The 13,426-nt window shown below is 71.6% G+C and carries 14 protein-coding genes; 11 read left to right on the top strand and 3 right to left on the bottom strand.

Annotated features, from left to right (window positions below; all coding sequences use genetic code 11):
* Position 1 precedes the first annotated feature (1 nt).
* Complete coding sequence (locus tag BMX74_RS22135) at positions 2 to 1,240, bottom strand: nicotinate phosphoribosyltransferase (protein ID WP_236715029.1); 1,239 nt, start codon at positions 1,238 to 1,240, stop codon at positions 2 to 4.
* Between the two features lie 85 nt (positions 1,241 to 1,325).
* On the opposite strand from BMX74_RS22135, the gene clpS reads away from it, so the two are divergent.
* From clpS to BMX74_RS22110, 5 genes are all read left to right on the top strand, one after another.
* On the top strand, positions 1,326 to 1,625 hold the full coding sequence (clpS, locus tag BMX74_RS22130) for an ATP-dependent Clp protease adapter ClpS (protein ID WP_201784727.1): 300 nt from the start codon (positions 1,326 to 1,328) through the stop codon (positions 1,623 to 1,625).
* A 7-nt stretch (positions 1,626 to 1,632) separates the two neighbouring features.
* Positions 1,633 to 2,157: a DUF2017 domain-containing protein gene (locus BMX74_RS22125; RefSeq protein ID WP_055507059.1), complete on the top strand. Its 525-nt coding sequence runs from the start codon at positions 1,633 to 1,635 to the stop codon at positions 2,155 to 2,157.
* Between the two features lie 9 nt (positions 2,158 to 2,166).
* Positions 2,167 to 2,568, top strand: a complete 402-nt coding sequence (locus tag BMX74_RS22120) for a M67 family metallopeptidase (protein ID WP_055507061.1) — start codon at positions 2,167 to 2,169, stop codon at positions 2,566 to 2,568.
* Between the two features lie 144 nt (positions 2,569 to 2,712).
* The gene (locus tag BMX74_RS22115) at positions 2,713 to 2,985 is read left to right on the top strand and encodes a MoaD/ThiS family protein (protein ID WP_055507063.1); all 273 of its coding nucleotides are present in this window, start codon (positions 2,713 to 2,715) and stop codon (positions 2,983 to 2,985) included.
* Between the two features lies 1 nt (position 2,986).
* A complete protein-coding gene (locus BMX74_RS22110) occupies positions 2,987 to 3,934 on the top strand; it encodes a PLP-dependent cysteine synthase family protein (RefSeq protein WP_055507065.1) in 948 nt (315 codons plus the stop codon).
* 60 nt (positions 3,935 to 3,994) lie between these two features.
* Here the strand turns inward: BMX74_RS22110 and BMX74_RS22105 are convergent, their stop codons facing one another.
* Positions 3,995 to 5,599, bottom strand: coding sequence for a DUF3352 domain-containing protein (locus tag BMX74_RS22105; RefSeq protein WP_256257091.1), 1,605 nt, complete (start codon positions 5,597 to 5,599; stop codon positions 3,995 to 3,997).
* 235 nt (positions 5,600 to 5,834) lie between these two features.
* On the opposite strand from BMX74_RS22105, the gene BMX74_RS22100 reads away from it, so the two are divergent.
* The 3 genes from BMX74_RS22100 (at position 5,835) to BMX74_RS22090 (ending at position 8,285) form a co-directional block, all read left to right on the top strand.
* Complete coding sequence (locus tag BMX74_RS22100) at positions 5,835 to 6,626, top strand: thioesterase family protein (RefSeq protein ID WP_091102455.1); 792 nt, start codon at positions 5,835 to 5,837, stop codon at positions 6,624 to 6,626.
* Positions 6,627 to 6,711: 85 nt separating this feature from the next.
* Positions 6,712 to 7,536, top strand: coding sequence for a glutamate racemase (murI, locus tag BMX74_RS22095; RefSeq protein WP_055507071.1), 825 nt, complete (start codon positions 6,712 to 6,714; stop codon positions 7,534 to 7,536).
* Positions 7,533 to 8,285: an MBL fold metallo-hydrolase gene (locus BMX74_RS22090; protein WP_055507073.1), complete on the top strand. Its 753-nt coding sequence runs from the start codon at positions 7,533 to 7,535 to the stop codon at positions 8,283 to 8,285. The genes murI and BMX74_RS22090 overlap by 4 nt, the downstream gene beginning before the upstream one ends.
* Positions 8,286 to 8,365: 80 nt before the next feature.
* On the opposite strand, the gene BMX74_RS22085 is transcribed toward BMX74_RS22090, so the two are convergent.
* Positions 8,366 to 9,604 (bottom strand): MFS transporter, encoded by a 1,239-nt coding sequence (locus BMX74_RS22085; protein ID WP_055507075.1) that lies wholly within the window; start codon positions 9,602 to 9,604, stop codon positions 8,366 to 8,368.
* 68 nt (positions 9,605 to 9,672) lie between these two features.
* Here BMX74_RS22085 and rph point away from each other — a divergent pair, with 68 nt between their 5' ends.
* From rph to BMX74_RS22070, 3 genes are all read left to right on the top strand, one after another.
* Positions 9,673 to 10,392: a ribonuclease PH gene (gene rph / locus BMX74_RS22080; RefSeq protein WP_055507529.1), complete on the top strand. Its 720-nt coding sequence runs from the start codon at positions 9,673 to 9,675 to the stop codon at positions 10,390 to 10,392.
* Entirely contained in the window at positions 10,389 to 10,979 is a 591-nt protein-coding gene (gene rdgB / locus BMX74_RS22075; RefSeq protein ID WP_055507077.1) for an RdgB/HAM1 family non-canonical purine NTP pyrophosphatase, read from the top strand. Before rph ends, rdgB begins: the two co-directional genes overlap by 4 nt.
* A 70-nt stretch (positions 10,980 to 11,049) precedes the next feature.
* Entirely contained in the window at positions 11,050 to 12,816 is a 1,767-nt protein-coding gene (locus tag BMX74_RS22070) for a molybdopterin-dependent oxidoreductase (protein ID WP_256257083.1), read from the top strand.
* The last annotated feature ends 610 nt before the right edge of the window (positions 12,817 to 13,426 follow it).

Raw genomic sequence — 13,426 nt, 5'->3', positions numbered from 1 at the left:
GTCAGGCGAATTCCGTGGGGATGGCGGCGTACCCTCTGCCGAGGTGGAGGGCCTCCAGGGGGAGCAGCGACACGGCCTCGGCGTGCCTGGCGCGGGCCGCGGGGAGCGGTTCCCTGCCGACGACCTCGCCGTCGATCATGAGGGGGCGGATGAGGGGGATGGCGTCCTCGGGGATCAGGCCGGACGTCGTGATCAGCTCGGTGTCGGCGTGCCCGCTGCGGTCGATCAGCCGGTACGCCTCCTTGCGCCCGCCCCGCGAGGGCTTGCCCACGGAGCGCTTGGCCACCGCCTCCAGCTTGCCGGTGGCCGTCTCCCTGGCGACCAGCTTGTAGACCAGCGCGGCCGTGGGGACGCCCGAGCCGGTGGCCACGGAGGTGCCGACGCCGTAGCCGTCGACGGGGGCGGCGGCGAGCGCGGCGATGGCGTACTCGTCGAGGTCGGAGGTGACGACGATGCGGGTGTCGAACGCGCCGAGGGAGTCGAGCTGCTCGCGCACCTCCTGGGCGGCGGCGGCCAGGTCGCCCGAGTCGATCCTGACCGCGCCCAGCCGGGGCCCGGCCAGCTCCACCGCCGTCCGCACGGCCTCGGCCACGTCGTACGTGTCCACCAGCAGGGTCGTCTCGGCGCCGAAGGAGGCGATCTGCGCCTCGAACGCCGCCCGCTCGGAGTCGTGCAGCAGGGTGAACGCGTGCGCCGCGGTGCCCGCGGTGGGGATGCCGTACAGGTGGCCTGCCATGAGGTTCGAGGTGGAGGCGAAGCCGGCGATGTAGGCGGCGCGGGCGGTGGCGACGGCGGCCTGCTCGTGGGTGCGGCGCGAGCCCATCTCGATGATCGGCCGCTTGCCCGCCGCGTTCGTCATGCGGGAGGCGGCCGAGGCGATGGCGCAGTCGTGGTTCATGATCGACAGGATGAGGGTCTCCAGCAGCACGGCCTCGGCGAAGGTGCCCTCGACGATGAGGATGGGGGAGGCGGGGAAGTAGGCCTCGCCCTCGCGGTAGCCGTAGATGTCGCCGGAGAAGCGGTACTCCGAGAGGAAGGCCAGGGTGTCGTCGTCCACGACGCGGTGCTCCCGCAGGAAGGCGATCTCCTCGTCGCCGAAGCGGAAGCGTTCCAGCTCGTCCAGGACGCGTCCGGTGCCGGCCACGACACCGTAGCGCCGTCCGCCCGGCAGATGCCTGGCGAACACCTCGAAGACCGCGCGCCGATGCGCCGCGCCGCTGCGCAGAGCGGCTTGGAGCATCGTCAGCTCATAGTGATCTGTAAGCAACGCAGTGCTCATGGTCGTTCTCACGTGTCGAAGACTACGACCCACATAGGGCAGACTCATGGATGTGGGTAGCACCGCTCCAATCGCCGTCGAGCGTCCGTCATCGGACGTCCGGCCCGATCTGCCGTGGGTGACCATCGTGTGGAATGACCCGGTCAACCTCATGTCGTATGTGACTTATGTCTTCCAAACGGTCTTCGGCTACACCCGGGAGAAGGCCGAGAAGCTCATGCTGGACGTCCACCGCAAGGGCAGGGCCGTCGTCTCCAGCGGCACCCGCGAGGAGATGGAGCGCGACGTGCAGATCCTCCACTCCTACGGCCTGTGGGCGACGCTCCAGCCGGATTCCGTCAAGTGAGGCGCTGGTGAGCTCGGGGTTCTCGCAGGGGACGAAGGGCGGCGTCGTCGCCGACCTGGAGCCCACGGAGGTGGCGCTGCTGCGCCAGCTCGTGTCGATGGTGCTCGGCCTGGTCGCGCCGGGGCAGACCGGCGACGACCCGCTGGAGCGCGCCCTCGGCATCGGCACGGGGGAGGCGCCGTCCGACCCCGTCCTCGCGCGGCTGTTCCCGTCGGCGTACGAGGACGACCAGGAGGCGTCCGAGTTCCGCCGCTACACCGAGGCTACGCTGCGCGACGGCAAGCGCGCCGACGCCCAGACCGTGCTCGACACCGCCGAGCCGGGCCGCACCGAGCTCACCGCCGACCAGGCGCAGGCGTGGATGCGCGCGCTGAACGACGTGCGGCTGGCCCTCGGCACCCGGCTGGAGGTGACCGAGGAGATCCACGACGAGCTGGCCCGGATGTCCGAGGACGACCCCCGCTACCCGGCCTTCGTCACCTACGACTGGTTGACCTACCTCCAGGACAGCCTGGTCCGGGCCCTCTGGTAGCTTCCGGGCATGCTGACGATCTCAAAGGAACTGGCGGACAGGATCGTCGCCCACGCGCGGGCCGACCATCCGGACGAGGCGTGCGGCGTGATCGCCGGCAGGAACGGCGTCCCTGAGCGGTTCATCCCCATGGAGAACGCCGAGCGCTCGCCCACCTTCTACCGCTTCGACTCGATGGAGCAGCTGCGGGTGTGGCGGGAGATGGACGACCGTGACGAGGAGCCGGTCGTGATCTACCATTCCCACACCGCCACCGAGGCGTACCCGTCGCGCACCGACATCTCGTACGCCTCCGAGCCTGACGCCCACTACGTGCTGGTCTCCACGAGGGACGACGACGAGGTGGAGTTCCGCTCGTACCGCATCCTCGAGGGTGTGGTGACGGAGGAAGAGGTAAGATTCATCCCATGATGGTCAGGCCGGTGCAGAGTTACCTCTTCGCGCACACTCCGGCTGTCGTCCTCTACGACTGTCGTTGAGAACGGAATCCGCGTCCCCTCCGTCGGCGTTGCCTGCCGATGGACGTCCGACCTGACCCCGAGGAGACCTGCCGCGATGGCCATCGAGGTTCGCATCCCGACCATCCTGCGTAACTACACCGACGGCGCCAAGGCCGTCGCCGCCGAGGGCGCCACCCTCGACGAGCTGATCACCAACCTGGAGTCGCGCCACCCCGGCATCAAGGACCGCCTGGTGGACCAGGGCAGCCTGCGCCGCTTCGTCAACGTCTACCTCAACGACGAGGACGTGCGGTTCCTGGGCGGCCTGGGCACGCCGCTGTCCGACGGCGACACGGTGACCGTGCTCCCCGCCGTCGCCGGCGGATGACATGCGGTTCGCATCGCTGATCGACTCGGTCGGCCGCACGCCGCTCGTCGGCCTGCCCCGGCTGTCGCCCTCCCCGGACGTACGGATCTGGGCGAAGCTGGAGGACCGCAACCCGACCGGCTCGATCAAGGACAGGCCCGCGCTGTGGATGGTGGAGCAGGCCGAGAAGGACGGCCTGCTCACCCCCGGCTGCACGATCCTGGAGCCCACGAGCGGCAACACCGGCATCTCGCTGGCGATGTCGGCGAAGCTCAAGGGCTACAAGCTGATCTGCGTGATGCCGGAGAACACCTCGGAGGAACGCCGCCAGCTCCTGCGCATGTGGGGCGCCGAGATCATCTCGTCGCCGGCCGCGGGAGGTTCGAACGAGGCGGTGCGCGTCGCCAAGGAACTGGCCGCGCGGCACCCCGACTGGGTGATGCTCTACCAGTACGGCAACCCGGCCAACTGGCGCTCCCACTATGAGAGCACCGGGCCCGAGATCCTGGAGGACCTGCCGGGCGTCACCCACTTCGTCGCCGGCCTCGGCACGACCGGCACGCTGATGGGCGTCGGGCGGTTCCTGCGCGAGCGGGTGCCGGGCGTGCAGATCGTCGCGGCCGAGCCGCGCTACGGCGAGCTGGTGTACGGCCTGCGCAACGTCGACGAGGGCTTCATCCCCGAGCTGTACGACGAGTCGGTGCTGACCACCCGGTTCTCCGTCGGCTCGGGCGACGCGCTGCGCCGCACCCGCGAGCTGCTGGCGGCCGAGGGCATCTTCGCCGGCGTCTCCACCGGGGCCGCGCTGCACGCCGCGCTGGGCGTGGCGAACAAGGCGGTCAAGGCGGGGGAGCGGGCCGACGTCGTGTTCGTGGTGGCCGACGGCGGCTGGAAGTACCTGTCCACCGGCGCGTACGAGGGCACGCTGGACGAGGCGGAGGAACGCCTCGAAGGCCAGCTCTGGGCCTGACGCCCGCCGCACGGGCGTGGGCGGCCGGTGGGAACCGGCCGCCCTTCGCCGTGCCTGGGGCTAGTTGAACAGCACCCGCAGCGAGAACGACGCCTCGGTGTCGGTCTGCCTGCCGCTGAGCCCGATCGCGCGCAGCACCTGGAGGTTCGCCTTCTCGTCGCCCTCCATGGACTGCAGGTAGTACTTCTCGACCTTGTCGAGGTCCACGAACAGGCCGAAGGTGGCCTCGCCGGCGTTCGGCACGGCCGTCTGGAACGTCTCGGAGTCGCCCAGCGCGCCGTCCTCCGCGAGCTTCTTGCCGTACTCCTCGGTCGTCGCCACGGTGAAGACGCCGTCGCCGGACGCCTTGGCCAGGTCCGGCACCGGCTGGCCCTCCGCGGCCATCGCCTTCTGGACCTTGTCGACCAGCGCCTGCGCCTTGGCGGGATCGGTCACCACGCGGACGCCGCCCTTGATCTGGTCGCCGTCCAGGCCCTCGCCGTCGACGGCGATCGTGAGGTTCTTGCCGACGATGGTCGCGAGGTCGTCCGGGAGCTGGAGTCCGGCGGAGGTCACGAGCTCGTGGAGCACCTGCTTCGGCCCGTCGCCGCCGGAGCCGGAGATCGCCTGCTCGTACTTCGCCCACGTCTTGTTGATCATCTGGTCGAGCCCGGAGATCGACAGGGCGCCCGCGGTGGTGGCGGGCAGCTCGGCCAGGCGCACAGGCTCCAGGTCGCCGTCCACCAGGCCCTCCGCGCCGCGGACCACGCCGGTCAGCTCGGCGTAGGCGCTGTCGAAGCGCAGCGCGCCGGCGAACCTGGCGTTCTTGACCTGGTCGAGATTCACCGCCTCCTCCGGCGTCATGTCCTTCTTGGCGAGTTCGGCGACGGCTCCCAGGTCGCCCCAGAACGACAGCACGCCCTGCTCGCCGAGCGCGTTCATGTCGTCGCCGAACTCGGCGTTGTCGGCCAGGCTGTCGCTCGCCCGGGCGTACTTGTCGGCCAGCGCCTGGTCGGAGGTGAGGAGCGCGTAGTCGTCGCGGAAGGCGAGACCGACCTTGCCGTCGCCCCGCAGCTTGGCGATGCCGGCCCTGGCCTGCGCCTCGTCCTTCACCTGGACGGCCACGACGACGTCGGGCTCCTCCTTGCCCGACGGCACGACGGCCACGCCCAGCCTGTTGCCGAGCCACGGGTCCACGTCCTTGGCGAAGTCCAGCTTGGCGAGGTCGTCGCCGCCGTCCTCGCGCAGTGCCTCGAACAGCGCCTTGCGCGGGTCCTCGCCCTGGAAGGAGTCCTTGGTGACGGTGAACTTCCTGGCGATCTGGAACAGCGCCAGCTTCTGGTTGGCCGCCGGGTCGAGGTCGAGGCGGGCGTAGGCGATGGACGAGGCGGGCAGCACCTCGTTCGGCTGGGTCCCTCCGCCGCCGATCGCCCCCACGGCCCAGACGGCGCCGCCGCCGAGGAGCACCACGGCCAGCGCGGCGGCGACGGCGACCAGCCAGCCCTTGCCGCCCTTCCCGGCGGGCCGGGCGGGCCCGATGCCCTCGGGGCCCTGCTGCTGCCAGCCGGCCTGGAGGTCGTACGGCTGCTGGGAGGGCTGCTGGTACGGCTGCTGGGGCGGGTACGGCTGGCCGTAGGGCGGCGGCGGGTTCCCCGGCTGCTGACCCTGGTTCCAGCCGTACGCCATGGTCCGTTCCGGGTCCTGACCGTGGGGGGGATTATTCGCAGACATCACTCAACTCACGTTGTGGACTTTGACCACAAGGAAAGTAGTGGATGCCGCTATATGTTCACTTGCAATGGGCTGAAGCTGCATTTTTGGCTGTTTATCCGTACGCGGCGGCGTCTCGCGCGGCCGCCCGGCGGCCTGCCGTAGAGTAGGGGGCCACTAGAATATAGTTCCGGACTTTGAGGCAGGGCGGATGACCAAGTTCGACGAGGCCACGCAGGCGATCAGGGTGGACGAGACCACCTACGACGTGTGCCTCGACCCGGGATACTCCATCGGCGGGCCGCTCAACGGCGGCTACCTGATGGCCGTGGTGCTGCGCGCGGCGGTCGACGCCGCCCCGTTCGACCACCCCGTGAGCACCGCGTCGCAGTTCCTCAAGGCGCCCGCCCCGGGGCCCGCGCAGGTGCGCGTCGAGCCGCTCAAGGCGGGCAGGACGGCCGCGTTCGCGAGGGCCACGCTCCTCCAGGACGGCGTCCCCCACATCGAGAGCCTGATCACCACCGCGACCCTCGGCGACGCCGAGCCCGACTACGCCGACGGGCCGTCCCACCCCATGCCCGCCCCGGAGGAGTGCGTCCAGCTCCCCGCGCCCAAGGCCGAGACGAACATGACCCTGAGCGCCCAGATGGACCTGCGGTTCGACCCGCCCACCCTCGGCTGGCTGAACGGGCGCCCCACCGGCCGCCCCGAGTCGCGCGCCTACTTCAGGATGGCCGAGCCGCAGGACCCCGACCCGTACGTGCTGGCCCTGGCCGTGGACGCGCTGCCGCCCGTCGTGTTCTCCGCCGGGGCCCGCGGCTGGGCCCCCACCGTGGACCTCACCTGGCACCTGCGGGCCCTGCCCGCCCCCGGCTGGCTCACCCTCATCGGCAGCGGCAGGCTCGTCCGCGACGGATGGTTCGACGAGGAGGTCGAGGTCTGGGACTCCGCGGGCCGGCTCGTCGCCCAGTCGCGCCAGCTCGCCAGGGTCGGCCGCGGCTGACCGCAGGGCGAAGCCACGCCGGGAACGCGCCGGTGTGAGCATTCTTACGCGGTGCTGATCGCGCAGGTCGCCTACCCTCTAGAACGTGCCGGACGCGAGTATTGGGATCTTCGACAGCGGGGTGGGCGGCCTGACGGTCGCCAGGGCGATCATCGACCAGCTGCCCCACGAGGCCATCACCTACGTGGCCGACACGGCCCGCCAGCCCTACGGGCCCAAGCGCATCGCCGAGGTGCGCTCCTACGCGCTGGAGGTGATGGACCACCTGGTCGAGCAGGACGTCAAACTGCTCGTCATCGCCTGCAACAGCGCCAGCGCCGCCGTGCTGCGCGACGCCCGCGAACGTTACGACGTCCCCGTCGTCGAGGTGATCCAGCCCGCCACCAGGCGCGCCGTGCGGGCCACCCGCAACGGCAGGGTCGGCGTGATCGCCACCAGGGTCACCATCGAGTCGATGGTGTACGCCGACGCCTTCGCCGCCGCCCCCCACGTCGAGCTGGTCGGCGTGGCCGCCCCGCGCCTGGTGGAGTTCGTCGAGCGGGGCGAGACCATGAGCGGCGAGCTCATCGACGCCGTCCGCGACTACCTGGAGCCCGTCAGGGCCGCCGGGTGCGACACCCTCATCCTCGGCTGCACCCACTACCCGCTGCTCCTCGGCGCCATCTCGTACGTCACCGGCAACGGCGTGACTCTGGTCTCCAGTGCCGAGGAGACCGCCAAGGACGTCTACCGCATCCTGCACGACCGCGGCCTGGCGGCGGACGGCGGAGCCACCCCCCGGCACCGCTTCTTCGCCACCGGCGACTCCACGCTCTTCGCCCGGCTCGGGCGACGCTTCCTCGGGCCGGAGATCGACGTGGTCGAAGTCGCACCAGTGGGGGGTACCACCTCTAACGGGAGGCCCACATGAAGCTGACCATCGTCGGATGCTCGGGCAGCTACCCCGGCCCCGACAGCCCCGCGTCCTGCTACCTCCTCGAAGCCGAAGGGTTCAGGATGCTGCTCGACCTCGGCAGCGGCGCGCTCGGCGCGCTCCAGCGCCACGTCGGGCTGTACGACGTCGACGCCGTCTGCCTGTCGCACCTGCACGCCGACCACTGCCTCGACATCTGCGGCTACCACGTCGCCCGCACCTACGGGCCCGACGCGCCGTACCCGCTCCTGCCCGTCTACGCGCCCGCCGACGCCCCGGCCAGGCTCTCCGCCGCGTACGGCATGCCGGACGAGCCGGGCCTGGAGACCGCGTTCGACTTCGTCCCGCTCACGCCGGGCTCGTACGAGATCGGCCCCTTCACGCTCACCGCCGGGCTCGTGAACCACCCGGTCGAGGCGTACGGCTTCCGCGTCACCAGCGGCGGCCGCACCGTCACGTACTCCGGCGACACCGGCGAGTCGCCCGAGCTGGTGAAGCTCGCCGACGGCGCCGACCTGCTGCTGTGCGAGGCGTCGTTCGTCGAGCGGCCCGGCCTGCCCTCCGGCCTGCACCTCACCGGGCGCCAGGCCGCCGAGCACGCCGCCCAGGCCGGAGCGGGACGTCTCGTGCTCACCCACCTCGTGCCGTGGAACGACCGCTCCGACGTCATGGACGACGCCGTCAGGGGCGGCTTCGAGGGGCCGATCGAGCTGGCCCGCAGCGGAGCCGTCTACGACCTCGGCTGAACCGTCCCACGACCTCGGCCGAAGCGTCCGACGACCTGGCCTGGCCTGGCCTGGCCTGGCCTGGCCTGGCCTGGAGCGTTCTAGGACCTGGTACGGAGCTCGCTGAAGTCGCGCATGCGAGGCAGCGGCGAGAACAGCAGCGGCACGGCCGACAGCAGCCGTCCGATCATGAACACCCATAACGCCTGACGCACGCCGATCTGCTGGGCGACGAGGCCGCCGAGGAGCGCGCCCAGCGGCATCGTCCCCCAGACCAGGAACCTGACCGAGGCGTTCACCCTGCCCAGCATGTGCTGGGGGGTGGTGCTCTGGCGGTAGGTGGCCTGGCCGATGTTCGACAGCACCGCGCCCCACGACAGCGCCATCGAGGTGATGGCGAAGAACGACACCCGCCAGTCGGCCTGCGTCATCGGTAACAGCAGGCCGAACGGCGAGGCCGCGAAGAAGCCCAGCCAGGTCATGCGGGCGGAGCCGTACCTGCGTGCCAGCCAGGCGCCGGAGAAGCCGCCCACCAGGCCGCCGACGCCGCCTGACATGAGCAGGATGCCGATCGCGGTCGGCGGCAGCCGCACCACGTCCGACAGGAACAGCACCGACAGGCCGACCACCGCGCTGACGCACAGGTTCGTGCCCGCCGAGGAGAACGCGAACGCGCGCAGCAGCCGGTCGCGCCAGACGTGGGCCAGGCCCTCGCCGATGTCGTGCAGCAAGGGGCGCGGCTCGCTGTGCGCGGGCGGCTTGTCGGGCGCCCTGATCGAGCCGAGGAGGAGCACGGAGGCGAACGCGCCGAGCGCCGTCATCAGGATCGTGAACGGCGCCGTGATCGTCTGCACGAGCACGCCGCCCACGCCGGGCCCCGCCATGAAGGCGCCGGAACGGACGATCTCCAGCTTGGCGTTGCCGTCGCTGAGCTGCTCCGTCGCGACCAGGTCAGGCAGGTACGTCTGGTCGGCCACGTCGTTGAACACCTGGGCCATGCCCACGAGCAGGGCCACCGCGTACATCATGCCGATCGACAGCAGGCCGAACTGGGCCGCCAGCGGGATGCCGGCCAGCAGCACGCACCTGGTCAGGTCGCTGGCCATCATGACGTGCCGCCTGCGCAGCCTGTCGACCCACACCCCCGCGGGCAGGCCGATCACCAGGAGGGCGGCGGTCTGGAGCGCCGTCAGGAGTCCCACCTCGGCCGGACCGGCGTGCAGCACCAGCACGGCGACGAGCGGGAGGGCGACGCGCGAGATATTCGCTCCGAGTTCGTTCGCGACGTGCGAACCGATGAAGCGGACGAAGTCAGGGTTCCGCAACACCCCCGTTGTCATTGCGTAAGGATCTATGTGTCGGACACATTTGGTCAAGAGTGTTACGGGCCGGAGATAGGGTGATCTGCATGTCCCGACAGGATGGCCGCAACCCCGATCAACTGCGCCCCATTACGATCACCCGCAACTGGCTGGCGCACGCTGAGGGCTCGGTGCTGGTCGAGTTCGGCGGCACCCGGGTGCTGTGCGCGGCCTCCGTCCAGGACAGCGTGCCCCGCTGGCGCCGCGGCAGCGGCCAGGGCTGGGTCACCGCCGAGTACGCGATGCTGCCGCGGGCCACCAACACCCGCAACGACCGCGAATCCGTCCGAGGCAAGATCGGCGGGCGCACGCACGAGATCTCCCGGCTCATCGGGCGGTCGCTGCGCGCCTGCGTCGACTACAAGGCCCTGGGCGAGAACTCCGTCGTGCTCGACTGCGACGTGCTCCAGGCCGACGGCGGCACCAGGACGGCCGCCATCACCGGCGCCTACGTCGCCCTCGCCGACGCCGTCGCCTGGATGCGGGAGCGCCGGATGTGCCCGGGAGACCCCCTGATAGGCTCGGTCGCCGCCGTCTCCGTCGGCGTCGTCGGCTCCGTGCCGATGCTCGACCTCTGCTACACCGAGGACGTCGCCGCCGAGACCGACATGAACGTGGTGATGACCGGCGAAGGCAGCTTCGTCGAGGTCCAGGGCACGGCCGAGGGCGCCCCCTTCGACCGCGGCCTGCTCGACAAGCTCCTCGACCTGGCCGTCGGCGGCTGCGAGGAGCTGACCCTGATCCAGCAGGAGGCGCTGGGCGTATGAAGATCGTGCTGGCCACGCGGAACGCGGGCAAGATCGCCGAGCTGCGGCGCATCCTGACCGGGTTCGACATCGTGGGGCTGGAGGAGTTCCCCTCCATCGGCGAGGTCGCCGAGACCGGCGTCACCTTCGAGGAGAACGCCCTGCTCAAGGCGCGGGCCGTGGCCGAGCAGTCCGGTCTGCCCGCCGTCGCCGACGACTCCGGGCTGTGCGTCGACGTCCTCAACGGTATGCCCGGCGTCTTCTCCGCCCGCTGGTCCGGCCGGCACGGCGACGACAAGGCCAACCTCGACCTGCTGCTCGCGCAGATCTCCGACGTCCCCGCCGACAAGCTCACCGGGTACTTCGCGTGCGCCGCCGCGCTCGCGCTGCCGTCCGGCGCGTCATCCGTGGTCGAGGGCGTGCTGAACGGCCGCATCATCACCACGCCGCGCGGCACGGGCGGCTTCGGCTACGACCCGGTCTTCGTGCCCGAGGGCGAGACCCGCACCACGGCCGAGCTGTCGCCCGAGGAGAAGGACGCCATCAGCCACCGCGGCCGCGCCTTCCGCGCGCTGGCGCCCCTCGTACGGGAGATGCTCGCCTCCTGAGGCGATGGCCTGAGCGGGTCGTAACCACCGCGTAAGAACCCCGCGAAGTGCGGCGGCGTACCGTCGTAACGTGCAGAAACTCAAGAAGGCGCCCCTGTGGGCGGGGGCGCTGGCCGGGCTGGTCGCGGGTGCCGTCGCCCTCGGCGTCGCGCAGCTCGCCGTCCCGCTGACCGGCCAGGGGACGTTCCCCGTCGTGGCCGTGGGCGACGCCGTCGTGGACCTGTCGCCCGCGCCCGTGAAGGAGTTCGCGATCAGCACCTTCGGGGCGAACGACAAGACCGTGCTCGTCGGCGGGGTGTTCGTCGTGCTCGGCCTGGCCGCCGCGCTGATCGGCGTACTCGCGCTGCGCAGGCTCGCGTACGGGATCGCCGGCATGGCGGTGCTCGCGGCGGTGGGCGTGCTGGCGGTGCTGACCAGGCCGGACGCGCAGGCGGCGGGGGTGCTGCCGACCGTGCTCGGCCTGACCGCCGGCGCCCTGACCCTGACCTGGCTGCTACGCCGCTCCCTCCCCCTCGCGCCCCGCGCGGCCACGGGCCTGCCGGAGCGCTCCACCCCTCCTGAAGGGACGGCCGGCCCGCCGGAGCGGGACACCCGGGAGGCGTCGGGACGTGGCGAGGGCGCTCCACACCCGGGGGAGCCGGGTCGCGCGGAGGAGCGGGAAGCGTGGGCGGGGCGTGGCGGCGAGGAGGGCGCGCCGCGCGCGGGCGAGCCGGGTCGCGCGGGGGAGCCGGAGCGGCCTGCGGTCATGCGCGTGGGGGAGGACCTGCGGGCGTTCGACAGGAGGCGGCTGCTGACCGGCGCCGCGGGAGGCATCGTGGTGGCGGGGGCGGCCGCGCTGCTCGGGCGGGAACTGGCCGGGCGGCAGGCGGTGAACTCGGCGCGGGGCAGGGTGGCGCTGCCCGCTCCCGCCACGCCCGCCAAACCGCTGCCGAAGGGGGCAGACTTCAGGATCAACGGCCTTACCCCCTTCATCACGAAAAATCAGGACTTCTACAGGGTGGACACCGCGATCGTCGTCCCCCAGGTCGATCCCCGCGCCTGGACCCTGCGCGTCCACGGCCTGGTGGACCGCCCCGTCGAGATCACGTACGCCGACCTGCTCCGCATGCCGCTCACCGAGGCCGACGTCACGCTCACCTGCGTCTCCAACGACGTCGGCGGTCCGCTGGTCGGCAACGCGCGCTGGCTCGGCGTACGCATGGCCGACCTGCTCCGCCGGGCCGGGCTCCGCTCCGACGCCGACATGCTGCTGTCCACGTCCGCCGACGGCTTCACCTGCGGCACCCCCGTGGACGTCGTCATGGACGGCCGCGACGCCCTGTTCGCCGTGGCCATGAACGGCGAGCCGCTGCCCCTCGAACACGGCTTCCCCGTGCGGCAGGTCGTGCCCGGTCTGTATGGGTACGTCTCCGCCACCAAGTGGGTGGTGGACATCAAGGTCACCAGGTTCGACACGGACCAGGCGTACTGGACGCCTCGGGGCTGGGCCGCCAAGGCCCCGATCAAGACGGAGTCCCGGATCGACCTGCCCAGGGCGGGCGCGTCGCTCAAGGCGGGACGCGTAACCGTCGCAGGCGTCGCCTGGGCCCAGCACACCGGCGTCGCGGCGGTCGAGGTACGCGTGGACGGCGGCGAGTGGCGTCAGGCGCGCCTCGCCGAGGTGCCCGGCCCCGACACCTGGCGCCAGTGGGCCCTCGACTGGGACGCCACCCCGGGCCGGCACACCCTCCAGGTCCGCGCCACGGACGCCGCCGGACGTACCCAGACCGAGCAGGAGGCGCCGCCCATGCCGGACGGCGCGACCGGCTGGCACACCATCACCGTCGAGGTGGCTTGACCCCTGTTTGTGCAGGTACGGGGCTTAGACGTCGCCGCGAATCTTGCCGACTTCACCCCGCCGGCCACGCCCGCCCCTCTACGATCGGTCGTCGAGCATGACAGGAGGCAGGACGTGTACCGCGACCGCAAGCAGGACGTCCGGCGGGTCCTTCAGGAAGGGCGGTACAACCCGGAGGTCGGAGAAGGGGTGCGCTGGCTCGACTACGAGCAGGCCGCCCACGCCCCCACGCCTGCCGCCGACCCCACCGCACCACCCACCCACGACGGCACCACCTCCCCGGAACCCCCCGCCCCCACCTCCACCACCCAGCCCACCGGACCAGCAGCGACAGCACCCGCGAGGGAGGCCGCGACGCCGTCCGCCGGGACAGCAACGACAGCACCCGCGAGGGAGGCCGCGACGCCGCCCGCCGGGACAGCAGCGACAGCACCCGCGAGGGAGGCCGCGACACCGTCCGCCGGGACAGCAGCGACACCGCCTGCCAGGGAGACAGCGACACCGCCCGCCGGGACAGCAGCGACACTGCCTGCTCGGGAGGCCGCGACGCCGTCCGCCGGGATAGCAGCGACAGCACCCGCGGGGGAGGCCGCGACACCGTCCGCCGGGA

The organism is Nonomuraea pusilla (genome assembly GCF_900109355.1).
GTDB lineage: Bacteria > Actinomycetota > Actinomycetes > Streptosporangiales > Streptosporangiaceae > Nonomuraea > Nonomuraea pusilla.
Note: the sequence above shows the minus strand (reverse complement) of the source record. Positions and strands in the feature narration are given on the sequence as shown.